The 24,781-nt window shown below is 71.0% G+C and carries 25 protein-coding genes and 1 other RNA gene; 15 read left to right on the forward strand and 11 right to left on the reverse strand.

The genetic code is table 11. The features are described 5' to 3' along the window. The first annotated feature begins 121 nt into the window (after positions 1-121). On the forward strand, positions 122-1,615 hold the full coding sequence (locus tag QIS96_RS19220; RefSeq protein ID WP_282543874.1) for an RNB domain-containing ribonuclease: 1,494 nt from the start codon (positions 122-124) through the stop codon (positions 1,613-1,615). Here the strand turns inward: QIS96_RS19220 and QIS96_RS19225 are convergent. Continuing rightward, positions 1,566-2,228: a hypothetical protein gene (locus QIS96_RS19225; protein ID WP_282543875.1), complete on the reverse strand. Its 663-nt coding sequence runs from the start codon at positions 2,226-2,228 to the stop codon at positions 1,566-1,568. The two genes, QIS96_RS19220 and QIS96_RS19225, sit on opposite strands and share 50 nt — an antisense overlap. Continuing rightward, positions 2,225-3,007: a MerR family transcriptional regulator gene (locus QIS96_RS19230; protein WP_282543876.1), complete on the reverse strand. Its 783-nt coding sequence runs from the start codon at positions 3,005-3,007 to the stop codon at positions 2,225-2,227. Before QIS96_RS19230 ends, QIS96_RS19225 begins: the two co-directional genes overlap by 4 nt. 77 nt (positions 3,008-3,084) lie before the next feature. Here QIS96_RS19230 and rnpB point away from each other — a divergent pair. Continuing rightward, positions 3,085-3,488: RNase P RNA component class A (gene rnpB, locus QIS96_RS19235), an RNA gene on the forward strand. A gap of 424 nt (positions 3,489-3,912) precedes the next feature. On the opposite strand, the gene QIS96_RS19240 is transcribed toward rnpB, so the two are convergent. Both QIS96_RS19240 and QIS96_RS19245 read right to left on the reverse strand, forming a co-directional pair. After that, on the reverse strand, positions 3,913-4,659 hold the full coding sequence (locus QIS96_RS19240; protein ID WP_282543877.1) for a 5-formyltetrahydrofolate cyclo-ligase: 747 nt from the start codon (positions 4,657-4,659) through the stop codon (positions 3,913-3,915). Then, positions 4,656-5,822: a helix-turn-helix domain-containing protein gene (locus tag QIS96_RS19245; RefSeq protein ID WP_282543878.1), complete on the reverse strand. Its 1,167-nt coding sequence runs from the start codon at positions 5,820-5,822 to the stop codon at positions 4,656-4,658. The genes QIS96_RS19240 and QIS96_RS19245 overlap by 4 nt, the downstream gene beginning before the upstream one ends. Before the next feature lie 132 nt (positions 5,823-5,954). On the opposite strand from QIS96_RS19245, the gene QIS96_RS19250 reads away from it, so the two are divergent. From QIS96_RS19250 to QIS96_RS19275, 6 genes are all read left to right on the forward strand, one after another. After that, positions 5,955-6,425 carry an ATP-binding protein gene (locus tag QIS96_RS19250; protein ID WP_282543879.1) on the forward strand — a complete coding sequence of 157 codons (471 nt, stop codon included), beginning with the start codon at positions 5,955-5,957 and terminating at the stop codon, positions 6,423-6,425. A gap of 148 nt (positions 6,426-6,573) precedes the next feature. Beyond that, on the forward strand, positions 6,574-6,720 hold the full coding sequence (locus tag QIS96_RS19255; protein WP_282543880.1) for a hypothetical protein: 147 nt from the start codon (positions 6,574-6,576) through the stop codon (positions 6,718-6,720). Positions 6,721-6,792: 72 nt separating this feature from the next. Continuing rightward, positions 6,793-8,547 (forward strand): albusnodin/ikarugamycin family macrolactam cyclase, encoded by a 1,755-nt coding sequence (locus QIS96_RS19260; RefSeq protein WP_282543881.1) that lies wholly within the window; start codon positions 6,793-6,795, stop codon positions 8,545-8,547. Continuing rightward, positions 8,540-8,827 (forward strand): PqqD family protein, encoded by a 288-nt coding sequence (locus tag QIS96_RS19265; protein WP_282543882.1) that lies wholly within the window; start codon positions 8,540-8,542, stop codon positions 8,825-8,827. The genes QIS96_RS19260 and QIS96_RS19265 overlap by 8 nt, the downstream gene beginning before the upstream one ends. A gap of 8 nt (positions 8,828-8,835) precedes the next feature. Then, on the forward strand, positions 8,836-9,243 hold the full coding sequence (locus tag QIS96_RS19270; RefSeq protein WP_282543883.1) for a lasso peptide biosynthesis B2 protein: 408 nt from the start codon (positions 8,836-8,838) through the stop codon (positions 9,241-9,243). A gap of 17 nt (positions 9,244-9,260) precedes the next feature. Then, positions 9,261-10,274 carry a protein-L-isoaspartate O-methyltransferase family protein gene (locus QIS96_RS19275; protein ID WP_282543884.1) on the forward strand — a complete coding sequence of 338 codons (1,014 nt, stop codon included), beginning with the start codon at positions 9,261-9,263 and terminating at the stop codon, positions 10,272-10,274. Positions 10,275-10,492: 218 nt separating this feature from the next. Here QIS96_RS19275 and QIS96_RS19280 read toward each other — a convergent pair whose 3' ends face one another. The 4 genes from QIS96_RS19280 to QIS96_RS19290 all read right to left on the reverse strand — a co-directional run bounded on the left by QIS96_RS19280 (position 10,493) and on the right by QIS96_RS19290 (position 13,505). Beyond that, positions 10,493-10,744, reverse strand: a complete 252-nt coding sequence (locus tag QIS96_RS19280) for a hypothetical protein (protein WP_282543885.1) — start codon at positions 10,742-10,744, stop codon at positions 10,493-10,495. A 25-nt stretch (positions 10,745-10,769) separates the two neighbouring features. Continuing rightward, on the reverse strand, positions 10,770-11,348 hold the full coding sequence (locus tag QIS96_RS19285; protein WP_282543886.1) for a hypothetical protein: 579 nt from the start codon (positions 11,346-11,348) through the stop codon (positions 10,770-10,772). 88 nt (positions 11,349-11,436) lie between these two features. Next, a complete protein-coding gene (locus tag QIS96_RS37885; RefSeq protein WP_408907215.1) occupies positions 11,437-11,595 on the reverse strand; it encodes an NPCBM/NEW2 domain-containing protein in 159 nt (52 codons plus the stop codon). Between the two features lie 1,019 nt (positions 11,596-12,614). After that, positions 12,615-13,505: a glycosyltransferase gene (locus QIS96_RS19290; RefSeq protein ID WP_282543887.1), complete on the reverse strand. Its 891-nt coding sequence runs from the start codon at positions 13,503-13,505 to the stop codon at positions 12,615-12,617. Positions 13,506-13,754: 249 nt separating this feature from the next. Between QIS96_RS19290 and QIS96_RS19295 the strand changes: the two genes are divergently transcribed. The 3 genes from QIS96_RS19295 to QIS96_RS19305 all read left to right on the forward strand — a co-directional run bounded on the left by QIS96_RS19295 (position 13,755) and on the right by QIS96_RS19305 (position 16,182). Continuing rightward, complete coding sequence (locus tag QIS96_RS19295; protein WP_282543930.1) at positions 13,755-14,087, forward strand: nuclear transport factor 2 family protein; 333 nt, start codon at positions 13,755-13,757, stop codon at positions 14,085-14,087. A gap of 135 nt (positions 14,088-14,222) precedes the next feature. Then, on the forward strand, positions 14,223-14,882 hold the full coding sequence (locus QIS96_RS19300; protein ID WP_282543888.1) for a TetR/AcrR family transcriptional regulator: 660 nt from the start codon (positions 14,223-14,225) through the stop codon (positions 14,880-14,882). A gap of 40 nt (positions 14,883-14,922) precedes the next feature. Continuing rightward, the gene (locus tag QIS96_RS19305; RefSeq protein ID WP_282543889.1) at positions 14,923-16,182 is read left to right on the forward strand and encodes a cytochrome P450; all 1,260 of its coding nucleotides are present in this window, start codon (positions 14,923-14,925) and stop codon (positions 16,180-16,182) included. Between the two features lie 116 nt (positions 16,183-16,298). Here the strand turns inward: QIS96_RS19305 and QIS96_RS19310 are convergent, their stop codons facing one another. Next, a complete protein-coding gene (locus QIS96_RS19310) occupies positions 16,299-17,060 on the reverse strand; it encodes an SDR family oxidoreductase (protein ID WP_282543890.1) in 762 nt (253 codons plus the stop codon). Between the two features lie 133 nt (positions 17,061-17,193). Here QIS96_RS19310 and QIS96_RS19315 point away from each other — a divergent pair, with 133 nt between their 5' ends. Next, positions 17,194-18,897: an alkaline phosphatase D family protein gene (locus QIS96_RS19315; RefSeq protein WP_282543891.1), complete on the forward strand. Its 1,704-nt coding sequence runs from the start codon at positions 17,194-17,196 to the stop codon at positions 18,895-18,897. Between the two features lie 22 nt (positions 18,898-18,919). On the opposite strand, the gene QIS96_RS19320 is transcribed toward QIS96_RS19315, so the two are convergent. Next, on the reverse strand, positions 18,920-19,903 hold the full coding sequence (locus tag QIS96_RS19320) for a Gfo/Idh/MocA family protein (RefSeq protein WP_282543892.1): 984 nt from the start codon (positions 19,901-19,903) through the stop codon (positions 18,920-18,922). A gap of 118 nt (positions 19,904-20,021) precedes the next feature. On the opposite strand from QIS96_RS19320, the gene QIS96_RS19325 reads away from it, so the two are divergent. From QIS96_RS19325 to QIS96_RS19335, 3 genes are all read left to right on the forward strand, one after another. Further along, the gene (locus QIS96_RS19325) at positions 20,022-21,401 is read left to right on the forward strand and encodes a multidrug effflux MFS transporter (RefSeq protein WP_408907214.1); all 1,380 of its coding nucleotides are present in this window, start codon (positions 20,022-20,024) and stop codon (positions 21,399-21,401) included. Further along, entirely contained in the window at positions 21,398-22,513 is a 1,116-nt protein-coding gene (locus QIS96_RS19330) for a serine hydrolase domain-containing protein (RefSeq protein WP_282543932.1), read from the forward strand. Before QIS96_RS19325 ends, QIS96_RS19330 begins: the two co-directional genes overlap by 4 nt. Positions 22,514-22,816: 303 nt before the next feature. Beyond that, a complete protein-coding gene (locus QIS96_RS19335) occupies positions 22,817-23,830 on the forward strand; it encodes a small ribosomal subunit Rsm22 family protein (protein ID WP_282543893.1) in 1,014 nt (337 codons plus the stop codon). Here the strand turns inward: QIS96_RS19335 and ddaH are convergent. Further along, a complete protein-coding gene (gene ddaH / locus QIS96_RS19340; protein ID WP_282543894.1) occupies positions 23,827-24,648 on the reverse strand; it encodes a dimethylargininase in 822 nt (273 codons plus the stop codon). The two genes, QIS96_RS19335 and ddaH, sit on opposite strands and share 4 nt — an antisense overlap. Positions 24,649-24,781: the final 133 nt, after the last annotated feature.

The following is a 24,781-nucleotide window of genomic DNA, read 5'->3' on the forward strand; positions in this document are numbered from 1 at the left end:
ACGGGGTGCGGCCCCCGAGGCAGCGTAACGGCCGGACGCGGTACGCCAGGACCGCGTCCAGGGAGCGAGCCAGAACGCCCAGAACGGGAGGAAACAGGGCAGACGAAATACGCTCACACACATGCCCCGCCGTCACCTGCACGTGCCCCCGGCCACGGAGGCGACCCCGCTGCGCGCCGCCCTCCACGCGCTGCGCGCCGACCTCGACGTGCCGCAGGAGTTCCCGCCCGAGGTCCTCGCCGAGGCGGAGGCCGCCGCGCGCGAGCCCCGGCTGCCCGACGCCGACGCCACCGACATCCCGTTCTTCACGATCGACCCGCCCACCCGTCTCCCGCCACCACCCTTCCAACGAGTCGCTTCGCGACCGCCCTCTGATGCGACCGACCTCGACCAGGCCATGCACCTCTCCCGCAGGGACGGCGGCGGCTACCGGGTGCGGTACGCCATCGCCGACGTCGCCGCCTTCGTCACCCCCGGCGGCGCCCTCGACCGCGAGGCCCACGCCCGCGCCGTCACCCTGTACTTCCCCGACGAGAAGGTGCCCCTGCACCCGCCGCTGCTCTCCGAGGGCGCCGCGAGCCTCCTCCCCGACCAGGACGTGCCGGCCCTCCTGTGGACCATCGACCTGGACGCGGACGGCCACCGCACCGCCCTCGACGTCCGCCGCGCCCTCGTCCGCAGCCGCGCCAAACTCGACTACGAGAGCGTCCAGAAGGCCATCGACACCGGCACCGCCGAAGAGCCCCTCGCCCTGCTCGAGGACATCGGGCTGCTCCGCGAACAGCGCGAGGTGGAACGCGGCGGGATCTCCCTCAACGTCCCCGAGCAGGAGATCGTGGAACGCGACGGCCACTACGCGCTCACCTACCGCGCCCTGCGCCCCGCCGACGCCTGGAACGCCCAGATCTCCCTGCTCACCGGCATCGCCGCCGCTGACCTGATGACCGAGCACGGCACCGGCATCCTGCGCACCCTGCCCGCCGCCCCCGACGGCGCGGTCGGCCGCCTCCGCCGCGCCGCCACCGCCCTGCACGTGGACTGGCCGCACCACGTCCCGTACGCCGACCTCGTCCGCGCACTCGACCCGCGCGAGCCGAACCACGCCGCGTTCCTCCAGGAGTGCACGACCCTGCTCCGCGGCGCGGGCTACACCGCCTTCACCGGCGGCGAGCTGCCCGAGCCGCGCGTCCACTCCGCCGTCGCCGCCGCGTACACGCACTGCACGGCCCCGCTGCGCCGCCTCGTCGACCGGTACGCGGGGGAGATCTGCCTGGCCGCCTGCGCCGGGGACGACCCGCCGCAGTGGGTGCTCGACGCCCTGCCCGAGCTGCCCAAGGAGATGGCCGACGGGACCCGGCGGGCCAACACCGTGGAGCGCGAGAGCATCGACATCGTCGAGGCCGCGCTGCTCCGGGACCGTATCGGCGAGACCTTCGAGGCGACCGTGATCGACGTCAAGGAGCAGGAACCCGCCGTAGGCACCGTGCACCTGGAGGACCCCGCGGTCGTCGCCCGCATCGAGGGCACCGCGGAGCTGCCCCTCGGCGAGCGCCTCCGCGTCCGCCTCACCCAGGCCGACCCGGGCTCGGCGAAGGTCCGGTTCGCCCCGGCGTGAGCGTGGGCCGACCGTTCTTGAGCGCCGCGACGAGGGCCTGTGGATCGTCCGCGTGGAACCGCACCGCCGTCGTCACCTCCACCCGCCGCCCAAGGGGCCGTACGAATGTCACGGGCGCCGCGAGCTCCACCGTCACCGTCGTCTGCGAGCCGACCAGGAGGTCGAGGCTGCCGTCCGGGTGCTCCTGGACCCGCTTGCCGGCGGGGTAGTGCCGCGCCACATGTGCGCGGCCCACACCCTCGGCGGGGATGCGCAGGTCGAGCAGGTGCCCGTACCGGATGCGCAGCGAACCGTCCGCGCCCACCACATGTGGCCGGACCACACATGCGGCGTGCAGCGCGAGCACCTGAAGCACGGTGTACACATCGAGGAACAGCACGATCGCGTGCACCGCGGGCCACGGGATCAGCACCGCGAGCGCGACCGTTTCGAGCACGGCCACGAACAGCAGCCCGAACAGCATCGCTGTCTGCGGCCCGGTGTACGCGAAGGCCCGCGCCCCCTCGGACACCCCGTGCCGCCGCCGCGCGACCCACAGCAACAGGCTGTGCATCCCGTGCAGTTCGAGCACGGTGAGCCGCTGTACGGCCCGTAGCACCCGCGCGCCGCTCACGGCCGCCCACCCCCACGCGCGCGCTCCGCGAGCCCCGCGATCATGCGCCGTACGACCGCCGCCTGCGCGGGCGGAAAGTCCCCGAGGAACGCCGCCCCGAAGCCGCCGCTCAGCGACTCCTCGGCCGGGGCTCCGGCGATCAGCCGCACCACGTCCTCCGGCATGGCGGCGGCGAGCTCCTCCCCGAGCGGCCCGATCCGCGGATCGTCCTCGCCGGCCTCCGCCAGCTCGTCCAACCGCCCGTACAGCCCCTCCACCCGGCGCACGAACTCCGGATCCTCGGCCAGCGGCCGCAGCGCCGCGATCAGCCCGCCGCTCGCGGGGCCGCCGACCTGGTCGAAGAGCGCCAGATGCGCACGGTCCTTCGCGGCGATCGCCGATTCGGTCGGCCCGAACGCGGCGAACAGCCGGGCCAGGTCCGCGGAGACCGGCCCCTCCGGCGGCAACTCCCCGGCCCGAGCCTGCGCGAGCAGCTCGGCGAGCCGCGCCCGCCGCTCCCGGACCGCCGCCTCCTGCCGCGCCAGATCCCCGTCCAACTCCTCCAGTACTTCTACGAGTTCACGCCCGGCGTCGTCCGCGAGCACATCCCTGACCTCGGCCAGGCCAAGCCCGAGCTCGGTAAGGCGCCGGATCCGGGCCAGCTCCACGGCATGCCGAAGGCCGTACTCCCGATACCCGTTGCCCCGCCGCTCCGGCTCCGGCAACAGCCCCTGCTGGTGATAGTGGCGCACGGCCCGCGTGGTGACCCCGGCGAGCGCGGCGATCTCTCCGATCCGCATGAGCCCAGTAGAAACGTTGCCGCTGCGGCAAGGTCAACCGCTCTCCGCGACGCGGGTAGCATGGTCGGCACGGCGGACGAGCCGGCCGGGCGGTCGCGGCGAGGGTCTTCGGACTCTCTCCGAGGAACGTCCGGGCTCCACAGGGCAGGGTGGTGGCTAACGGCCACCCGGGGTGACCCGCGGGACAGTGCCACAGAAAACAAACCGCCCAGCGCTTCGGTGCTGGGTAAGGGTGAAACGGTGGTGTAAGAGACCACCAGCGCCTGAGGTGACTCAGGCGGCTAGGTAAACCCCACCCGGAGCAAGGTCAAGAGGGGTGCTGTAACAGGCACTCTGCGCGGATGATCGAGGGCTGCCCGCCCGAGTCCGCGGGTAGACCGCACGAGGCCGACGGCAACGCCGGCCCCAGATGGATGACCGCCTCCCCCCGGTCCGCAAGGCCCGAGGGAGACAGAACCCGGCGTACAGGCCGACTCGTCCGCCCCTTCCGCCGGTGACCTGCGGCGGAGGGCTGCGCCTCAGCAGCAGGTCATCTCCTTCCCGATCACCGGCACGTTTCTCGGCCATCGGCAACGCGATCGGCGAACGGGCCACCGTCCTCGGCGCTGGACCTGGCTGGCTCCTGACACTTGTCATCCGGTGCGATCTGTACCGCCGTCCTGCCCGCCTGGCAGACCGAACTGCCTGGCCCAGGATGCGACTAGGAACGTAGCGCCAACCACTGCGATAGCCGCGCCTAGCTTCGGGTCCAGCACCATGAGCAGGGCGATGACAGAAACGACTCCCAGGGTGAACACAAGAACGCCTCCGTCGTCTCGAATCGAAGGCGCGCTGCCAGATGAACGAACTGTGCCCCGCCCACGGCTTCGTGCCGTGGGCGGGGCACTCTTGTTGTTGCTCGCCGCTCAGCGTCCAGCCGATGGAGCCCGTGCCGCGAGGACTGGAATGGATGCGATCTTCTGCGCGTCCAGGTGTTCCCAAACGAGTCCCGCCGGCCGATGTGGCGAACTGCAGGAAATCACCTCGTCCGGGGTGACGATCAGGTCCACGCCGAAGTCGTGTTCGGTGGCGGGCAGTTCTTCGTCAACGACCTGGAGAGTGTGGACCGTGGACACCACGATTGTCTGTGGACTGATCAGTCCGGCCTCCATGAGGAAGGCGAACTCCAGGTCGGAGTACCCGGCGCCCTTCCCGATGCGAACGCCGGCCCGGTTCACGGCAACGCTGCCGACCACCACCATGTCCACGGGCCGTAGGGCATCGACGTCCACCTTCGGGGCGACGGTCGCCGCGATCTTGCTCGACGCGGCCTCCACCGGCTGGACGGTGAGGGCCGCCGGGTCCAGCAGGTAGAAGGGGCGCGGGTCGGCGAGCTTGGGCACGGCCATGAACACCGTCTTCCCCTCGGACAGAGCACGCGCGCGCACCGGAAGCTGTGCCTTGTCGGGCACGGCCTTGATGAACTCGGCGTCACGCCAGGCAGGAAGGCCGGCCAGCCGTGTAGCAGCCTCGTCCGAGCCCTTGAAGTTCGGGATGCGGCCGTGAACCGAGGCGTCGTGGACGGCGTCGGCGTTGTCGAGCAGATCCCAGACCCGCTCGCGAACGCGCTGCTTCTCTTCATCAATCAGTGTGCGCACCTCGGTCCCCTTCACGCCGCTTCCATCAGGGCCATCAGCCGGTCCTGCGCCTCCTGCACCGCTGGCTCGTTCCGCCAGGTTCGAAGCTCGCGGGCGGCGCGGAAGACGATGTTCATCCCACCACCTCCGCGGGTTCCGTGCAGTTCGTTTACGGCGTCGTTGAACGCGGTGAGGGCGGCGTCGAGCTCTCCCTGGCGAATCCAGGCGAGAGCGAGGTTCCCGACGACGATCGCGCGGGACTTCCGGCGGTCCTGGAGCTCCGTGGCGGTCTCGTCGAGGAGCTGTTGCGCCCTGCCGTACTTGCCGAGCGTGAGGTAGCACGATCCGGCGAGCCGCCCGAAGTGGGTGGGGGACAGCAGGTCGTGGGCCGCGTCCGTACTGCTCGCCTGTTCCAGGTGCATTTCGGCACCGGCGAGGGCCCGCTCGCACTCGCGGCCTTCACCGAGGTAGGCGTGCGCCTCGGCCGCATGCAGCATGGCAAGTCCGGTGACCACATGGCTCGTGAGTCGTGTCGTGTGGGCGGCTTGCAGGGCGAGGTCGAGGCCTTCGCGGTAGTCGTTGGCGCCGTAGAGGGCGACATAGCAGGTGCGTAAGAGCGCGTGCCCTTCCGCCGTCCGGTCCCGCAGGTGGCGGGCCACGTCCACGCTCTGCGCGTAGTACGTCCGGGCTGTGCCGTGGTCCCGCCGTTGTGAGGCGTCCCAGACGAGTTGACCCATGAACGTAGCGGCGTCGGCCTGGAGAACCCGCACCTCGCGCTGGACCCGGCCCGCCGGCGCTTCGCCTGCGAGGAACTCGACTTGATTCACGTGTCGGCCGGCGTGGGCGAGCAAGGTCGCGGAAGGCATGCGGTCGTAGCGCTCAGCCAAGTCCTGCATGCCGCCCCGTAGTTCAGCGACGGTGACCAGGTCCACGCGCGAAGGGTGCCGCATGGCGTACTGGGTCCGCTCGGAGGCAGGCATCGCGTCTTCAGTCGACACGGCGAGCAGCCGGCTCAACTCCTCGGCGGAGACCTGAAGGATCGCGGCAATGCGCGGGCGGATGTACGGCTGCGGGTCCACGCGTCCCGATTCCCAACGGGAGACGGTGGATCGCTCCACGCTCAGCGCCTCAGCCAGGGCCTCCTGCGTGTATCCCACCGCATGGCGGCGGCGGGCGAAGGCGTGCCGCTTCAGTGCCATGGCTTCGGTCTCCCCGCGTGATCGACGCTGATTTCAGAGTGGAAGCACCCCAGGTCATGCCCGCGTGTGCGGCATGGATGCCTCACGCATGCGGCAATTCTGCTCTGGTTCGTGCCTCCGAGGAGCGGTTCCGTGGACGTCCACAGCACCAAGTTGCTCCTCACCGGGACGGAGAACGTCATGGCTTCGGCTGCACACGCGCCACGGCAACCCACGCCGCGGCAACAGGCGTTCGACGATGACCCCGTCTCGGTGCGGGCGGCACGGAAGTTCACCACGGACACGCTCTCCGACTGGAGCATCGCCGACCGAAGCGACGACGTCGAACTCTGCGTATCGGAGTTGGCCACGAACGCCCTGGTGCACTCAGGGGCCGACGGATTCCTCGTAGAACTCGCGGTTGACGACGATCGGCTACGCCTTGAAGTACGTGACGCCGGAATGGGCCTCCCCGAACAGCAGAGCCCCGGAGAGGACTGCGCCACCGGCCGAGGACTCTTCCTCGTCGCCGAGTGCGCGGACGGCTGGGGCGTGGAGCCGACGGCCAACACAAGGTGGTTTGGGCCGAGTTCAAGCTCGGATCAGCCTGCCTGGCCGAGGTGAGGCCCTGGTGAACCGGATGCCGTGCGGTGCTGTGCCCCGAGTTCGGCCTGGTCGCGTGAGACCGCGGCCCCTCAGATGACCGTCGCAGACCGCCCTCGCGGCGCTGGCGACGGCAGCCCACCCCACCCACCAGAGAAGGGAACAGCAGATGACTGATCAGGTCACGAACGAGACGGCCGCCCAGCCCGAGGAGGAGTACGCGGCGCCTCAACTCATCGAGCTGGACGCGGTGTCGAAGGTGACGCTCGGCAAGTACGCCGAGGACAGCTCCGACAAGGGCCGCTACTTCGAGTAGGCGGACCCGATCACCGCGGGTGGGGCCGCCTCCGGCCCCGCCCGCCTGGTCGGACCAGGAGAAGGGGATGGCATGTATCACCTGAGCAGTCCGGAACCGCCCAGCCGCTGGCCCGAAGCCGCGGGTTCACTCGTCGATGGCCGGAGCCGAGTCGTCTTCGACGGTGCGACCCGTCTGTTCGTGCTGGGCAACTGCTACGCCGACGACCGGCAGTTATGGGACGGTCTGGAACACGTACGGTCCGGCCGCTGGGCCAGGCTGACCGAATGGCCCGGCAGCTACTGGGTGGTGGCGGACACCGGCGACACCATGGCAGTGATCACGGACGTGGCCGGCACCCGCCCGGTGTACTTCGCCGAGACACCGACCGGAACTCAGTGGTCGACCTCGGCCCGCGCTCTCGCTTCACGCTTCGACGCCGCGCTGGACTACGAGGCCCTCACGGCACGACTCGTGTGCCCCACTGTGCCCGAAGTGGTCGGTGACGGCACGTCCTTCGAGGGCGTACGACGCCTGCCGGGTGGCCACGTGCTGCTCGTGCAGCGCGACGGCCGGCACCGAATCCAGAAGTACGAGGAGCCGCGCACCGTGCCGTTCGAAGCAGCGGCGGCTGAGCTGCGCGAGGCGCTCCTCACGGGGATCGCCAGTCGCACGCAGGCGGCAGGGAAGATCACGGCCGATTTCTCCGGCGGCCTGGACTCCACCTCACTGGCGCTCCTGGCCACCGGGACCGCAGGCGCCGAGGTGTTCGCCGTCACCCACGCTGACACGACGAGCCGCAACGAGGACGTCGAGTACGCGCTGCGTGCGGCAGCCGACCAGCCTGGCCTGCGCCACGAGTTGGTATCGGCCTCCGACGGCCTGTTCTTCTCGGAGTTGCTGGGCGCCCCCGGTACCGACCAGCCGTTCCCGGACGCTGCCCGCTGGCGCATGAGGGCTGCGTACCAGCGCCCCTGTACCGATCACGGCAGCGACCTGCACCTGACGGGCTCCGGCGCCGACACCCTGCTCAGCGCATCCCCTTTCTACCTGGCCGATCTCGCCCGAGAACGGAAGGTGTCCGACCTCATGCGCCACTGCCTGGCCCGTGCCCGCCTCCGGCACCTGCCGACGTACGCCGTGGCCGCCGGCGCAGCGCAGCTGTCGCGGACCACGCATGCCCGCGCGCTGCAACACCTCGCCTACGACCTTGCCGCCCGGCCGGGCCGCCGACGGCCGGAGTCACAGGCCCGCCTCCACTGGATCCGAGCCTCGGGAGCTTCAGCTTGGCTCACCCCGGACGCGAGGCGGTGCCTGTCGCTCCGGGCGGCGTCGGCTGCCGAGGGGTGCAGCATCCCCAGCAGCGAGACGAGCCGTCACCGCGCCTGGGCCGAACTGCACGAGTTCGGCACGTACGAAGCGGAGCTGCGCAACCAGTCCCACGGCGTCGGCCTGCCGCATCACGCCCCGTTCCTCGACAGCGCCGTCGTACGTGCGGCCATGGCCATCCCTGTACGGGAGCGCGCTTCAACTACGGCACAGAAACCGCTCCTTGGCGCCGCCCTCAAGGGCCTGGTGCCCGACTGGCTGCTCGCCCGCCGTACCAAGGGCGCGTACGACGGCAATGCCTACACCGGGCTGCGCAGGAACGTCGACGTACTGCGCCATCTCCTCGCCGAGAGCCGGCTCGCGGCGGAGGGCTGGATCGACCGCGCTGTGGCCGGTGTCGAACTGGAACGCCTCGCCGCCGGCGTACCCGGCAACCTCGCAGCGCTGGAGGCCCTCATCACTACGGAACTCTGGCTCCAGCGGCAGCGCACTTCGACGGTGGCGATGCAGGATGCCTGACCTCCGACCGGCTGCCACGGTGCGCGCCACGATCACCGATCGCGGCGGCATGCTCCTCGACCTCCGCGGCAAGGGGCGCTGGTACGCGCTCACGCTCTCCGGCGCGCTCTGGTGGCGCTACCTGGACGAAGGCGCCACCGTTGACCAGGCGGCCGACCGCGTAGCCGAGACCTTTGGCGCGGACCCGCAACAGGTACGCGCCGACATGCACGCTCTCGCCCAACAGCTCGTCGACTGCCGCATGTTGTGTGCTCCGACTCGGAGGCGGTGGCATCGTTGAGCATCCCCATGGCCGTACCCACGCGAACCGAACGACCGCCCCTGCCGGACCGCCTCGGCGCCATCGCTGCACTCGCCGTGGCCAGTGCCCTCGTCCAGGCGGCGCCCCTACGCTGCACCCTCGCCGTCGCCCGTATCACGAAGAGGTGTGCCCACCGGCCTGCCACTGCGGAGGAGGGCGTGAGGGCCGTTGCCGCCCGCGACTGGGTCAGCCGCTTCTTTCCCGGCAGGGCCGCCTGCCTGGAGATCTCCCTGGCGGCGTTCCTCGCTCTGGCGCTGCGCGGTCGCTCCGTGGACTGGTGCATAGGCTGCCGCTTCGACCCCTGCGAGTCCCACGCCTGGATCGAAGCGGAATCCGGCCCCGTCGGAGAGCCCGAAACCCCCGACCGCCCCTTCCACGTCACCCTTCGCATCTGACGACCGAGGACCGACCGATGACCGAAGCAACACCCCAGCAGGACGCCGTCGCGAACGCGGACAGGGCCGTTCCTGTCGAGACCTACCACGGCGCCGACGGCCAGGCCGTACGACCGTGCACCCCGGCCGCCGTCACGCACCGACACCTCCGCATGTTGGATCTCCGCCCCGGCGCGAACGTCCTGGAGATCGGCACCGGGTCCGGCTACTCGGCCGCCCTCATGGACCACATCGTCGGACCACAGGGACAGGTCACCACCGTCGACATCGACTCCAAGCTCACCGAGCGCGCCGAGAAGCTGTACGCCGAGCACGGCTACAGCGTCAGGGCCGTCACCGCAGACGGTCTCCTCGGCTACCCCGCCCAGGCGCCGTACGACCGCATCCTCGTCGGGACCACCCCGCCGGCCATCCCGGATGCGTGGCTCCAACAACTCAAGCCCGATGGGTCGTTGATCAGCGGCGTACGCATCGCCGACCTGCCCGGCGCCTACGCCATCGCCCATGTCACGGTCGACGAACACCACTTGCCGCAGCAGGTCGTCGTTCACCATGGCGGATACACCCCGATGGTCGCGCCGCGGCCCGCCCCGTCGGTCTCCCGAGCGGTCGATCCGGGACGGCCCGAGTTCGAGCTGATCCTCCTCGGAGCCGACCAAACGCGCACGGCGGCCGCACTCCTGACCGCGCTCCGAGACCGACCGCACACCATCCAAGGGCTCGTGGTCGGCGACGACTACTTCCACTTCAAGAACTGGCTCATCGCGGCCGGCCCCCAGGGACTCCTCGAAGCGGTCCACGACGAGGGAGTCGGCATCGGTGTCGGTATGCGGACCGCGGACGGCTCGGCACACGCGGCCATCGCCACCGACGAACTCATCATCGCGGATGCCCCGGACTCACCCGCGCTCGAACGCCTCCAATCCCTCATTGGCCAGTGGCTGGACGAGGGAGCCCTCCGCACTCACGAACTCGGAGCCAAGCTCAGCTGCGATGACGGCACTTGGCGCGCCAGCGTGTCTCGCCTTTAGAGGCTCGACCAGGGCGAGCCCGCTCGCCACGTCGCCGCCCGTGAACTACGCAAGGTGACCGGCATCGAAGTCGACCCGAGCACCTGCGACTCGTGCACGTCGTCCACCACAGGCAGAGCGCTGAAATGGAGCGTATCGGCCTGTTCTTCGAGGCCATCGAGTGGGAGGGCGAACAGGTCAACAGCGAGCCGGCGAAGTGCCTGGCTCTCGAATGGTTCTCAGTCCACGAGCTCCCTGAGGACGTCATCGAGTACCCGGCCGCCGGCCTGCGCGGCTATCTTGCGGCGGGGGCACTGACCGAGCATGGGTGGGAGTGGCTCGCGCGGCTCACTGGCGCGCCCGTCGACCCACTGGGGTTCGGCGGGCGGGCCGCACGTTCGCTGCCCGCAGTGCGGGCAGCGCCCGCTGAGGCGCTCGCGCGTCTCCACGACGACGCCCTGCGCACACAGCCGGTCCAGATGGTAGGCCACGGTCGAAGCGCACTGATCGCGGCAGTCAGCTGGAATGATCTTCCGGAAGAGGGGCGCCGCTGTAGCGGGCTACGGCGAACTCAATGGCGGTATCGGCCTGCTCCGGCGTTCCAATACCAATGATATAGATATTGTCACCGTCAACGACCCGTGCTCGCAACTCGAAAGTTTCGCCATCCACCTTGGTTTGTCCATTGATATTACCCGGTCCACCCGGCGCGGAAGTGACCTGAATGGCGATTTCTGTGCCGTCTGCTGCCGTTCCCCCGGAACAAGTCCGGAGGTCCTCCAGGGGTTCCGTATCCTTTCCGTCTCTTACCACGCGTTCACCGATCTGCTCCCCTTCGCTAGACACATAAGTGACATGCTGCTCGAACTGATCAGCAATGCGTGTGTAGGCGGGACATCCTGGGAGGTCAGGTACATCCTCTGGTTTGATCGTGTAAGGATCACGGTCAACAGGTGAATTCAGAATATGTTCAGCGTCTGATTCGGTGACCAATCCATGGGGGGCACTGGATGCCGTGCTGCGTGGCCCCTCCGGATTTGAGGTTTCGCTGCCACTGCAAGCCGCCACCGGACCGAGCAAGACGGTTGCAGTCACCGAAGCACTGATTGCTTTCCCGTAAGTCATAATTGACCTCCAATGAGCGGGCGCAATCTGAGCCGAGAAGAGCTATTAGCCGAAGGCGCTACGACTCAAAACGTGCATCTCCCCACGCGCCATGGGAATAGGTGGCCACATCGACTGATGAGGCATAGGTGACAACGAGCTTGAGGCGAAGAACACCCGTGATATCGAGGTTGAGATTCCGCGACTCCCCGAGGTGGGTTGTCTCTTGTGTACGGATTTACCATCGGCCAAAACCTCGAACGTCAACGCGCTCCCAGTCGGGGAACGGCGATTGCAATGCAGGCCCCGGCAGCCCGCGTCATCCGCGCGAAGGTTGAATGCATCTTCGGACCCTTATCCATCAGTACCATCACCTCGACGAAACTCGCAGCAGTCGGGTATGCACCGGCCGGTTTCGCTTCACGGGCATGCGGCGTGACCCGCCTAGCGCGTGCGTGGAGCACGCCCCGTCACTCGTTGCTGGGGCCGTGGGGCGAATCGGAATGTTCCGCCTGGTCGTGAGCGGGCTGACAGCGGCCTTCCCGTCCACCATGTACGTCGCGTGAACCGGTCGCACCTCATACGTCGCCTGAATGGAGCATGCGAGCCCACACTGCCGGATCGTCCCTCAGTGATCGTCGCCCGCTGTGGCTGAGATTGCCGGTCAAGGAACTGGGCCTCAAGGTTGACGGTGGTGGGGTATCGGTGGTCCCCAAGCCAGAACTCAACCCATGTATTCGACTGTCCATCTGGAGGCTGCGGGCCGCCACTGGAGTTGAGCGCCCGCCGTGGCCAGCTTTCGCGCTCGCCGAGCCAAGTGGGGCGCTCAGTCACAGCGGGGGCGGTAAGTCACCCGCCGCCCTCCATGGGTCCCACCAACCCCAGAGCGGTCTGGCCAGCTCCGTCAGTCCGAGCGCGAACGATGGGGTGAAGAAATGAGCGGCCGGCCTGAAGACCTCGACCGGCCCGAATCCAGCGCGTTTCCCGGGGAGTCTCTGGGGAGTCCGGGGAGCGCCGGGGGAGTGCGAGCCGGGAAAGCGCAGCCACGCGCGCAACGCCCTGAAACGGCGTTTCCGCAGCTCAGGCGGCATGCTCCCGGCATCGCCCCAGCCAGCCGCTCCCCAGGTGACTAAACCCGGCGTACAGGCCGACTCGTCCGCCCCACCTCCCCTGTGCCGACCGGGTCGGCGAGCATCGCAACGCCCTTCGTGTGGGGGCGTACTGCGACCGTTGAGCAAGGCGCGGCCGCAAGCGCGCTCAGACCACCGGCGGCCGCCCCAACCGGGCCATCCGCCACACCGTGCGCCACCGCATGGGCCTTCGCTCGCCGCACGGAGTGCGTACCCCCTCCGCGCAGCCGGCCGCCCATGCACGTAGGCCGCCGAGGGACGACGTGCGGCTGAGGGTGAGGAGGGTCCAGGTGGTCAAGTACGGGGGGATCAGGGGGAGGGGGAGCCTGCGGCGGGCGAGCCAGACTCGGTTGCGGGCTGTCATGCGGAAGTAGACCGCGTGCCGGGCCGGGGATGTCTTCGGGTGCTGGAGGAGCAGGGTCGGCTCGTAGAGGATCTTCCAGCCCGCGTCCAGGGCGCGCCAGGCGAGGTCGGTCTCCTCGTGGGTGAAGAAGAAGTCCTCCGGCCAGTCTCCGGTCTGCTCGAGCATCCGCATGGCGAAGGCGTGGCCGCCGCCGAGGAAGGTCGTCACCAGGCCGCGCCGCATCGGGTCCTGCGCGCGCAGCCGCGGTACGTGGCGGCGCTGGGTCTCGCCGTGCTCGTCCGCGATGCGGAAGCCGACGATGCCGAGGTGCGGGTCGCTCGCGAACAGGTCCCGTACGCCGCGGAAGACGCCCTTGTCCACGAGCAGCCCGTCGTCGTCCAGCTCGATCACCACGTCCACGTCGCCGAACGCGCGCAGCCTGCGCAGGGCGACGTTGCGGCCGCCGGGGCAGCCGAGGTTGTCGGCCAGCTCGATCACCGTCAACTCGCCCGGCAGGCCGAAGAATTCGGGCAGCGGGGAGCCGTTGCCGACGATCACGACGCGGTCCGGGGGTACGTCCTGCGCGGCCACCGAAGCGAGCAGGGCGGCCACCTCGCGCGGGCGGTTGCCCATGGTCACGACGGCTACGCCGAGGCGGGGCGGGGGGAGTGGCATGACGCCTCCGGGCGAGTGGAGTGGGGCGGTTCCGGCTTGTTCGGGTGCGCGATGCTAGCCGTTCGCCCTGCCCCGGTCCGCCGCTGTCTTCGTGTTCGTGTCCAGGTCCACGCTGAGTGTCACCGTGCGCCGCCCGGCCGCCGCGCCCACGACCCGCCGCGACCGGACCAAGGTCCGCTGCCCGCGTGGGTGATTGGTGTACGTCTCGGGCTGCCCCCGAAACCGAGCGAAGGAGTCCCCGTGAGCGAGATGAACGACGACGTTCTGCCGGTCGAGCTGCTCGCCGACGCCGCCGTACGCGCCTTCGTCGCGGCGCTCAACACCCAGGACAGGAAGGCCTTCCAGGATGCACTCGCGCCCGGCGCGACCATGTCGGACGACGGTACGGAGCGGGATCTCGGTGACTGGACCGAGCGGGAGATCTTCTCCTCCAACGGTCACATGGACGTCGAGACGCAGTCGGACGACGGGCTCACCCTCACCGCCCGCTACCGCAACGACACCTATGGCGAGATGCGTACGCGCTGGCAGTTCACCGTCGAGGGCGGGAAGGTCGCCCGGTTCGAGACGGGGCAGGCATAGGAGTTCTCAGGATTCTCATCTTCCCTTTCATGCCTAGTAGTTGACGAGTTGTCAGTTCTGTGGGTTCCTCTCCTTGTCGGTTATATCGCCGCCCCGATATATCTGCCCGCGGTGCGTGGGGGAGGGAGAGGGCCCATGGCTCGCCGTACGCAAGAGCCGCGCCGTACGCAAGCACCGCGCCGTACGCAGGAACAGCGCAAGGTCGAGACGCGGGCCCGGCTCATCGACGCCGCCGCCGAGCTCTTCGCCACCAAGGGGTTCCACGCCGTGTCCGCCGAGGCCGTCGCCGGGGCGGCCGGGCGTACCACCGGGGCCCTCTACAGCCACTTCGGCGGCAAGGAAGGGCTGTTGCTCGCCCTCCTGGAGGTGTGGAAGGGCCGCACCGCCGACCGCCTCGCGGCCGACCTCGCCGCCGACCCCGACCCGCAGGCGCACGCCGCCGCGATGTGGCGCAGCGTCACCCGCCCCGACGCCGACCGCGGCGACTCCTGGCTGCTGCTCGAACTGGAGCTGTGGCTGCACGGCGCGCGCGACGCCCAGGTCGGCTCCCCGCTCGCCCGCCGGTACGCGGAGATCCGCCGCGAGCTGGGGGAGGGCCTCGCCGACTGGGCCGCGGCCACCGGCCGGACCCTGTCCCGCTCGCCGGACGAGACCGGCGCCCTCGTGCTCGGCGTGCTCCTCGGCTGTGCCCTGCAGCACCGGCTCGACCCGGCGGCCGTGCCCGAACGGCTTGTCGTGGAGGCCGTTTCGGGTGTGCTCGGAGCCCGATCCGATCCGTACACCCCGGGACCGTAGACCCCTCGACCGGACAGTCGACTCCGAAGGGATCCTCGATATGACCCCCGCCACCCCCAGCACCCCGACGACCCCCGCCACCCCCATCGACCTCCTCGAAGACACCTGGGCCCGGGGCGTGCCGCACGAGCAGTTCGCGTGGCTGCGGCGCGAGGATCCGGTGCACTGGCACGAGATACCGGGCGGCCGTGACGCCGGATTCTTCGCCGTCACCCGGCACGAGGACGTCGTCGCGCTCAGCCGGGACCCGGAGCTGTGGTCCGTCGAGCGCGGCTCGTTCTTCGTACGGGACCAGCCGCCCGAGGCGCTTGAGAGCCTCGCGCTCACCCTCGTCGGGATGGATCCGCCGAAGCACAGCCGCTACCGGCGGCTCGTCAACGCCGCGTTCGCGCCGCGGATGATCCGCAAGCTGACCGAGGACATCGAGCGGCGGGCCGGAGTCCTCGCCGACCGGGTCACCGAACTGAGCGAACAGGGCGGCGGCGGGGTCGAGTTCGTGGAGGAGCTGGCCGCGCGGCTTCCGCTGCAGGTGATCTGCGAGATGGTCGGCATCCCGGCCGCCGACGAGGACAAGATCTTCGACTGGTCCAACCGCATGGTCGGCTTCCAGGACCCGGACTTCTCCACCAGCGAGGAGGACGGGCAGATCGCCGCCGCCGAGATCTACGGGTACTGCGACGAGCTCGCCGCCGCCCGTCTGAAGGAGCCGCGGGATGATGTGATCAGTGCTCTCGTGCACGGCGAGGTCGACGGGGAGCGGCTCTCGGCGCACGAGATCGACATGTTCTTCGTGACGCTCTGCGTGGCCGGCAACGAGACCACCCGCAACCTCCTCGCCGGCACGCTCCTCACCCTCGCCGAGCATCCCGAGGCGCGGGCCGAGCTGGTCGCGGGCATCGACGACGACGCGCTGTGGGCCACCGCCACCGAGGAGTTCCTGCGCTGGAACGGCTCGATCCACAACTTCCGGCGCACCGCGACCCGTGACACGGAGATCCGCGGCGTGCCGGTCCGGGAGGGCCAGAAGGCGGTCCTCTACTACACCTCGGCCAACCGCGACGAGGCCGTCTTCGCCGACCCGGACGTGCTCGACCTGCGCCGCACCCCCAACGACCACCTGGCGTTCGGCGGCGGCGGTCCGCACTACTGCCTGGGCTCGGGCCTCGCCCGCACCGAGATCAAGTCCCTCGTACGGGCGTTGCTGCGCCGCTTTCCGCAGGTCGAGCTGACGGGCGAGCCGCGGCGGATGCGGTCGGATTTCATCAACGGGATCAAGTACCTCCCGGTTCGCTTCAGTTGAGGCTCGGGCCGCGGCCGCGTCTGCCTGATTCGGTTCGTCGGCGGCTGCGGCCCGGTGGGGGCTGGTCGCGCAGTTCCCCGCGCCCCTGAAGGCATGCGCTGCGCGCGGCCTTCCCCTCAACCCCGCCCGATGAACGGCATGTTCGTGGCCATCACAGTCGCGAACTGGACGTTCGCCTCAAGGGGCAGCTCCGCCATGTGCCGCACCGTGCGGGCCACGTCGGCGACGTCCATCACCGGCTCGGCGGCCAGCTCCCCGTTGGCCTGCAGGATGCCGCGCTGCATCTGCTCGGTCATGTCGGTCGCGGCGTTGCCGATGTCGATCTGGCTGGTGGCGATCCGGTACGGGCGGCCGTCCAGGGAGAGGGACTTCGTCAGGCCCGTCATGGCGTGCTTGGTGGTGGTGTACGCGATCGAGTGCGGGCGCGGCACCTGCGCGGAGATCGACCCGTTGTTGATGATCCGCCCGCCCTGCGGCGACTGGCCCTTCAGCTGCCGGAACGCGGCCTGGGCGCACAGGAACGCGCCGTTCAGGTTGGTGTCGACGACGTGCCGCCACGCCTCGTAGGACAGCTCGTCGAGGGGGACGCCGCCGGGGCCGAACGTGCCCGCGTTGTTGAAGAGCAGGTCGAGCCGGCCGAACCGCTCCACCGTGGCCGCGAACAGCGCCGCCACGTCGTCCTCGACGGCGACGTCGGTCCGTACGCACAACATGGCGTCGCCGCGCTCCGTCATGGCCGCCGTCTCCTGCAGGGCCGCCGGGCGTCGCCCGGCCAGCGCCAGGGACCAGCCGCCGGCCGCCAGTTCCAGGGCGACGGCCCGGCCGATGCCGGAGCCCGCGCCCGTCACGATCGCGATCTTCGTTTGCGCCTCGTTCATGGCCCCGCAGCGTACGGGACGCATGGCCATGCGGTACTCATCCGTCCGCCATACGACTGTTGTGTACGCGACAGGCCCAAGTCGTCGCGCCCCCGTCGAATGCCTCTGACAACAACCGTCAGGGGAGGGGCAGATGACGCTCGCAGCGCACGAAGCAGCCCAGCACGCGGCCCGGAACGCAGCTCAGCACGCAGCCCGGAACACCGCCCGGAACGCGGCCCGCCGCACCGAGGAACTCCGCGCGGCGGCACGGCACTTGGGCCGCCGCCGATTCCTCACCGTGACCGGCGCGGCCGCCGCCCTCGCCTTCGCCACCCACCTGCCCGGCACCGGCGCCGCGCACGCCGCAGAACTGGACGCACGCCGCATATCCGACGACCCGTTCGCCATGGGCGTGGCCTCCGGCGACCCGCAGCCCGGCAACGTCGTGCTCTGGACCCGCCTCGCCCCCGAGCCGTACGAGGCGGACGGCGGCCTGCCCGCGCAGCGCGTCACCGTGGAGTGGGAGCTCGCCCACGACGACCGCTTCGCCCGCATCGCCAGACGCGGCTCCGTCACCGCGCACCCCGAGTTCGGCCACTCCGTGCACGTCGAGATCGACGGCCTGGACGCCGGCCGCGTCTACTACTACCGCTTCCGCACCGGCAGTTGGGTCAGCCCGGTCGGCCGCACCCGCACCGCCCCGGCCCGCGCCGCCGAGCTCTCCGCCCTGAAGCTCGCCGCGGTCTCCTGCCAGGCGTACCACGACGGCTGGTTCACGGCGTACGGGCACCTCGCCCAGGACGACGTCGACCTGGTCCTGCACCTCGGGGACTACCTGTACGAGTACGCCGTGAACTCCGTCGGCGGCGCCCGCAACTACACCGACCGCGTGCTGCCCGCGCACTTCAACCGGGAGACGGTCACGCTCGACGACTACCGGATGCGCTACGGCCTCTACAAGTCCGACCCCGACCTGAGGGCCGCGCACGCCGCGCACCCCTTCCTCGTCACCTGGGACGACCACGAGACCGAGAACAACTACGCGGACGACATCCCGGAGAACTCCGTACCGCCCGAGGAGTTCCTGATCCGCCGGGCCGCCTCGTACCGCGCGTACTGGGAGAACCAGCCGCTGCGCAGCCCGCAGCAGCCGGACGGGCCCGACATGCAGCTCTACCGGCGGCTGCACTGGGGCCGCCTTGCCCAGTTCGACATCCTCGACACCCGCCAGTACCGCTCCGACCAGGCGTACGGCGACAAGGCGCACCCCGCGGGGCCCGAGACGGACGACCCGAAGCGCAGCATCACCGGGGCCACGCAGGAGCGCTGGCTGCTCGACGGGTGGCGGCAGTCGCAGGCGCTCTGGAACCTGGTGCCGCAGCAAGTCGTCGTGTCCCAGCGGGCGTTCGACCTCACGGACACGCCCAAGCTGTCCATGGACGCCTGGGACGGCTACCGCGCATCCCGCGCCCGGGTGCTCGACGGGGCGCGCGCGGCCGGGATCGACAACCTGATGGTGCTCACCGGCGACGTGCACCGCGGCTACGCCTTCGACATCAAGCAGGACTTCGACGACCCGGACTCCAAGACGCTCGGCGCGGAGATCGTCGCGACCTCCATCGCCAGCGGCAAGGACGGCGAGGAGAAGCCCGCCACCTGGGACACGTACATGCAGGCCAACCCGCACCTGAAGTTCTTCAACGGGCGGCGCGGGTATGTGACGGTCGCCCTCGGCACGGACTCGGCGCGGGCCGACTTCAAGACGGTCTCCGCGGTGACGACGCCGGGCGCCCCGATCTCCACGGCGGCGTCGTTCGTGACGGAGGCGGGGAACCCGGGGCTGAAGCCGGCGTGACTCCCGTACGGGAAAGGTGAGTTCACTCCCCGGGATAGCGGACGCCGACCTGCTCCCGTACGGCGTCGAGCGTCCGCATCACGGCGAGGGTGCCGTCGAGGGGGACCAGCGGGGACTCCTGCTCGCCCGCGCGCAGGCAGCGGATCACCTCGGCCGCCTCGTGCCGGAGGGAGTCCCGCGGGCCCTCGCCGGTGAACTCCTCGGGCTCGCGGCCCGGCCGGTGCAGCACGAAGCGGTCCGGATGGAAGAACCCGTCGGGGATGTCGATACGGCCCCGGGAGCCCGTCACGGACGCGGTGACCGGGGTCGCCGCGTCGATGGAGCAGTGCACCAGAGCGTGAGCACCGCTCTCCCAGGAGAGCAGTGCTCCCGTACGGAGATCGACGCTCTCCTCCGAGAGCACTGCTCTCGCCGTGATGGCCGAGGGCTCCCCGAGCAGCAGCTGCGCGAACGACACCGGGTACACCCCGAGGTCGAGCAGCGCGCCCCCGCCCTGCTTCGGATCGCGCAGCCGGTGGGACGGTTCGAAAGGGCCCGCGAGCCCGAAGTCGGCCTGGATCGTGCGGACTTCGCCGATCGCCCCGTCCGCGACCAGCTCCCGCAGGCGCCGGATCAGCGGATGGCAGTACATCCACATGGCCTCCATCAGGAAGCTCCCGCGCGCCCGCGCCAGGCACACCAGCTCCTCGGCCTCCCGCGCGTTCAGCGTGAACGCCTTCTCGCACAGCACCGCGCGCCCCGCCTCCAGGCAGAGCCCGGCGGCCTCGCGGTGCGCGGAGTGCGGCGTCGCCACGTACACCACGTCGACGTCCTCGTCCGCCGCGAGCGAGGCCCAGTCCCCGTACGCCCGCTCGATCCCGAAGCGGTCCGCGAACGCCTGCGCGCCCGCCCGCGTACGCGAGGCGACCGCCACCACCTCCGCGTCCGACTCCATGCCGACCAGTTCCGCAGTGAATCGCTCGGCGATCCAGCCGGTCGCGAGCACTCCCCACCGCACACGCCCCATCCGGTGCCTCCCCTGGCCGAGCGTCCGGTCCCGGCCGGACCGGCCGAGACCGGTCGGCCGAGCTGAGAGCATAGGCAGCCGAGGCAACTATGGGGAGGGGTTGAGGTACGTGACGGCTGTGGACCGACGTTCGGCAGGGCGCAGGGAGCCGACGGCGGAGGGCGCGCCCGACCCCGGCAAGGCCGCGGCGCGGCGCACCGGACTCCTCACCACGTTCCTGCTCGGCGGCCTCACCGCGGTGCCGCCGCTGTCCATGGACATGTACCTGCCGGCGCTCCCCGAGGTCACCGACGCGCTGTCCGCGCCGGCCGCCACCGTGCAGCTGACGCTCACCGCCTGCCTCGCCGGGATGGCGCTCGGGCAGCTCGTGGTCGGGCCGATGAGCGACCGCTGGGGGCGGCGCCGCCCGCTCCTCGGCGGCATGCTCGTCTACATAGTGGCCACGGCCATCTGCGCCGTCGCGCCCGGCGTCGAACTCCTCGTCGCCTTCCGCCTGTTGCAGGGCCTCGCCGGGGCCGCGGGCATCGTCATAGCCCGCGCCGTCGTGCGCGACCTGTACGACGGCGTGGACATGGCCCGGTTCTTCTCCACCCTGATGCTGATCTCCGGGGTCGCCCCGATCGTCGCGCCGCTCGTCGGCGGCCAGGTGCTGCGCTTCACCGACTGGCGCGGCATCTTCGTCGTCCTCACCGCCATCGGCATCGCGCTCACCGCCCTCGTCTGGCGCCGCCTGCCCGAGACCCTCACCCCGGAACGCCGCCAGTCCGGCGGGGGCGGCGAGGCGCTGCGGACCATGCGGGGGCTGCTCGGCGACCGGATCTTCGCCGGGTACACGTTCGCCGGCGGCTTCGCCTTCGCCGCCCTCTTCGCGTACATCTCGGCCTCCCCGTTCGTGGTCCAGGAGATCTACGGGGCATCCCCGCAGACCTTCTCGCTGCTCTTCGGGGTCAACTCGGTCGGCCTGATCCTCGTCGGCCAGATCAACGGCAAGATCCTCGTCGGCCGGGTCCGGCTCGACCGGGTCCTCGGCGTCGGCCTCGCCGTGATCACTCTCGCGGCGGGTGCGCTGCTCCTCCTCACGACCGGGGTGTTCGGCGACGCCCGGGAGGTCGGCCTGGTCCCGGTCGCCGCGGGCCTCTTCGTGCTGATGTCCGCGATGGGCATCACCCTGCCCAACACCAACGCCCTCGCCCTGCTGCGCACCCCGCACGCCGCGGGCTCCGCCTCCGCGCTGCTCGGCACCTCCTCGTTCCTCGTCGGCGCGGTCGCCTCGCCGCTCGTCGGCATCGCGGGCGAGCACACCGCCGTACCGATGGCCGTGGTCCAGCTGTCCTGCGCGCTGCTCGCCGTCGCCTGCTTCCTCGCCCTGTGCCGGCCGTGGACGACCCGCAACGAGCCTGGTGGTACGGAGGGGGCCGCACGTACGGAGGAGACTGGCCGTATGGAGGACACGGGCCGCACGGAGGACACGGGCCGCACGGAGGGGGCGGGACACTGACCTCGCCACGGCTGCGCAGCGGCCCGCCCGAGCGGGCCGGACTCGACCCCGGGCAGCTGCGGCTGCTCGTCGACGGCGTGCGCGCGCTGCCCGGCACGTGGTGCGCGGGCGCGGTCGCGGTCGCCGGACGCGGACCCGTCGTCGCCGTCGAGGAGGCGGCCGGCTGGGCGGTCCGGTACGCCGCCGAGGGCGCGGAACTGCCCGAGCACCGGCGCGTCCCCATGACCCTCGGCACGCCCTTCGACCTGGCCTCGCTCACCAAGCTCTTCACCGCCGTCGCCGCCGTCCAGCAGATCGAGCGCGGCACCCTCGGCATCGACGCCAGGATCGCGGCGTACGCCCCCGAGCTCACCGCGGCCGCCGACCACGGCATCACCGTGCGCCACCTGCTCACCCACACCTCGGGCCTGCGCCCCGAACTCCCGCTGTACGACTGCCCGGACGGGCCCGCGATGCTCGCCGCGCTGCGCGCCGAGGAACCGATCGCCGAGCCCGGCGGGGCGTACCTCTACTCCGACCTGAACATGCTGCTGCTCCAGCAGGTCCTGGAGCGCCTCACCCGGCGCCGCCTCGACCGGCTGATCCGCGAGGGCGTCACCCGGCCCCTCGGCATGCGCGCCACCGGCTTCGGGCCCTGCCCGTCCGCCGCCGCCACCGAGGACCAGCGCCGGCCTCGCGCGAAGCTGGACCGGGGGATGGTGCGGGGGGTGGTGCACGACGAGAACGCGTACGCGCTCGGGGGTGTCGCCGGGCACGCGGGGCTCTTCTCCGCCGCGCGCGACCTGGCGGTGTTCTGCCGCACGCTGCTCGGGGGCGGTGCGTACGGGACGGCGCGCATCCTCGGGCCCGACTTCGTGGAGCTGCTGCTCCGCCCGCCGGGGCTGGGGTTTCTGGTCGACCAGGCGTGGTTCATGGGGGAGTTGGCGGGGCGCGGGGCTGCGGGGCACACGGGGTTCACGGGGACGTCCCTGGTCCTCGACCGGGCCACGGACACGTTCCTGGTGCTGCTCGCGAACACGGTTCATCCGGTCCGGCGGGCGCCGGCCAACGGCCCGCGGTCGGCCGCGGCGACCCGCCTGGCAAGAGCGGTCACGGGCCCGCCCCCACGCTGACCTCTCCCCACCCCGCCCCTTCCCGAAAGCTTGCAGCAGCTTCGGGGCTGCGCCCCGGACCCCGCTGCTCGTTCGTCTGCTGCGCCGTCGTGGCTGGTCGCGCCCACGCGGCGGAGCCGCAAGTGTCACAGCCCCGCGCCCCTGTCGGGGCCCGTATCACCGACCCAATTCAGCCCCTCCGGCGTTTGAGGAGCGGGGGTCCGGGGGCTGGCCCCCGAAGCGCCGCAGGCTTTCGGGAAGGGGCGGGGTGGGGAGAAAATCCGCCCGGAGGGCGAGGGGCGCGCCGCAGGTACGATTCCCCAGGTGAACGCCCCCACCCCCACCCCCGCCGAAGCACTGCGCACCGCACTCGCGGGCCTGCTCGACGGGCTGCCGCCCAAGCAGGCCACGCAGGCCGTGGACCGCCTGATCGCCAACTACCGGGGCCGCACCCCGACCGACGCCCCCGTGCTGCGGGACCGCTCGGACGTCGCGGCCTACGCGGCGTACCGGATGCCCGCCACGTTCGAGGCCGTGCGGTCCGCCCTCGACGCCTTCGCGGCCGCGGCCCCCGAGGGCTGGGCCCCGGGCAGCCATGTCGACATCGGCGGCGGTACGGGAGCGGCCACCTGGGCGGTCAGCGCGACCTGGCCGACGGAGCGGCCCGTCACCGTCCTCGACTGGGCCGAGCCCGCCCTCGCCCTGGGGCGTGAACTGGCCGAGTCCAACCCCCTGTTGAGCGCCGCGCGCTGGCAGCGCTCTCGTATCGGAGCAGCGCTCACCGTCGAGAGCACCGCTCTCGTCACGATCTCGTACGTGCTCGGCGAGCTGACCGAGGCCGACCGCGGCTCGGTCGTCGAGGCCGCCGCCGACGCCGGCGAGACCGTCGTGATCATCGAGCCCGGCACCCCCGACGGCTACGCCCGCGTCATCGAGGCCAGGGACCGCCTGATCGCCGCGGGGATGCGCATCGCCGCCCCCTGCCCGCACAGCGCGGCCTGCCCCATCGAGCCCGGCAAGGACTGGTGCCACTTCTCGTCCCGCGTCAGCCGCTCCTCCCTGCACCGCAAGGTCAAGGGCGGCTCGCTCGCGTACGAGGACGAGAAGTTCAGCTATGTCGCCGCCACCCGCCTGCCGGCCGTCCCCGCGCAGGGCCGGATCGTCCGCAAGCCCCAGATCCGCAAGGGCCAGGTGCTGCTCGACCTCTGCGAGCCGGAGGGCGCGCTGGCCCGCTCCACGGTGACCAAGCGCCAAGGCGTCCGCTACAAGGCGGCCCGGGACGCGGAGTGGGGCGACGCCTGGCCGCCCGCGGAGCAGAGCGCAGGCTCAACCGACTAGCAACGCAGCTCCTGCGTACAGCACTTGACGCTGCCGCCGCCCTTGAGCAGCTCGCCCAGGTCCATCCCGATCGGCTCGAAGCCGCGCTGCCTGAGCGGTTCGAAGAGGCCCACCGCGGCCTGCGGCAGCAGCACGTGCAGGCCGTCCGAGACCGCGTTCAGGCCGAACGCCGCGGCGTCCGGCCGCTCGGCGATCAGCGCGTCGGGGAAGAGCCGGCGCAGCACGGCCCGGCTGCCGGGCGAGAACGCGCCGGGGTAGTACGCCACCTCGTCCGCCGCGTCGTCGAGGACCGCGAGCGCGGTGTCGAGGTGGTAGTAGCGCGGGTCGACCAGGTCGAGCCCGATCACCGGCCGCCCGAAGAACTCCTGGGCCTCGCCGTGCGACAGCGGGCTGGCCCGGAAGCCGCGCCCGGCGAGCACGTACGAGGCGGTGACGGCGAAGTCGCCCTCGCCCTCGTTGATGTGCACCGGCTCGCACAACTCGCCCTCGGGGAAGCCGTGTTCACGGAACCAGTCGAGGTGCGCGGCGGCCTCGGGAGCGCGCTCGGCATGGGCGAAGCGCGCACCGAGCACCCGGCCGTCGATCACCGTCGCGCCGTTCGCGGCGAAGACCATGTCGGGCAGGTCGGGGCGGGGGGTGAGCTCCTCGACGGTGTGGCCGAGCGAGCGGTAGCGCTCCCTCAGGTCCTCCCACTGCGCGACGGCCAGGGACACGTCGACGGGCTTGCGGGGGTCCATCCACGGATTGATGGAGTACGAGACCTCGAAGTGCGCGGGTGAGCACATCAGGTAGCGCCGGGGTGTGGCGTGACGAGGCAATGAGGGCTCCTCACGGTGGTCGTTGCGGCCGGGGTTCGGCCGCTCGGATGCTGCCCATGGTCCGCTGCGGACAGCCCTCCCGCGCGGTGGCGAACGGGTTGTTCTCCGGCTGTGCCGCACGCGTTCACACCGA

The sequence above is a fragment of the Streptomyces cavernicola genome, assembly GCF_029968035.1.
GTDB lineage: Bacteria > Actinomycetota > Actinomycetes > Streptomycetales > Streptomycetaceae > Streptomyces > Streptomyces cavernicola.

Excerpts from the sequence above, each read along its gene's own strand:
- QIS96_RS19220 (WP_282543874.1), top strand. The coding sequence starts at position 122 with ATGCCCCGCCGTCACCTGCACGTGCCCCCGGCCACGGAGGCGACCCCG.
- QIS96_RS19230 (WP_282543876.1), bottom strand. The coding sequence starts at position 3,007 with ATGCGGATCGGAGAGATCGCCGCGCTCGCCGGGGTCACCACGCGGGCC.
- QIS96_RS19245 (WP_282543878.1), bottom strand. The coding sequence starts at position 5,822 with ATGGCACTGAAGCGGCACGCCTTCGCCCGCCGCCGCCATGCGGTGGGA.
- QIS96_RS19255 (WP_282543880.1), top strand. The coding sequence starts at position 6,574 with ATGACTGATCAGGTCACGAACGAGACGGCCGCCCAGCCCGAGGAGGAG.
- QIS96_RS19260 (WP_282543881.1), top strand. The coding sequence starts at position 6,793 with ATGTATCACCTGAGCAGTCCGGAACCGCCCAGCCGCTGGCCCGAAGCC.
- QIS96_RS19265 (WP_282543882.1), top strand. The coding sequence starts at position 8,540 with ATGCCTGACCTCCGACCGGCTGCCACGGTGCGCGCCACGATCACCGAT.
- QIS96_RS19270 (WP_282543883.1), top strand. The coding sequence starts at position 8,836 with ATGGCCGTACCCACGCGAACCGAACGACCGCCCCTGCCGGACCGCCTC.
- QIS96_RS19275 (WP_282543884.1), top strand. The coding sequence starts at position 9,261 with ATGACCGAAGCAACACCCCAGCAGGACGCCGTCGCGAACGCGGACAGG.
- QIS96_RS19290 (WP_282543887.1), bottom strand. The coding sequence starts at position 13,505 with ATGCCACTCCCCCCGCCCCGCCTCGGCGTAGCCGTCGTGACCATGGGC.
- QIS96_RS19295 (WP_282543930.1), top strand. The coding sequence starts at position 13,755 with ATGAACGACGACGTTCTGCCGGTCGAGCTGCTCGCCGACGCCGCCGTA.
- QIS96_RS19300 (WP_282543888.1), top strand. The coding sequence starts at position 14,223 with ATGGCTCGCCGTACGCAAGAGCCGCGCCGTACGCAAGCACCGCGCCGT.
- QIS96_RS19305 (WP_282543889.1), top strand. The coding sequence starts at position 14,923 with ATGACCCCCGCCACCCCCAGCACCCCGACGACCCCCGCCACCCCCATC.
- QIS96_RS19310 (WP_282543890.1), bottom strand. The coding sequence starts at position 17,060 with ATGAACGAGGCGCAAACGAAGATCGCGATCGTGACGGGCGCGGGCTCC.
- QIS96_RS19315 (WP_282543891.1), top strand. The coding sequence starts at position 17,194 with ATGACGCTCGCAGCGCACGAAGCAGCCCAGCACGCGGCCCGGAACGCA.
- QIS96_RS19320 (WP_282543892.1), bottom strand. The coding sequence starts at position 19,903 with ATGGGGCGTGTGCGGTGGGGAGTGCTCGCGACCGGCTGGATCGCCGAG.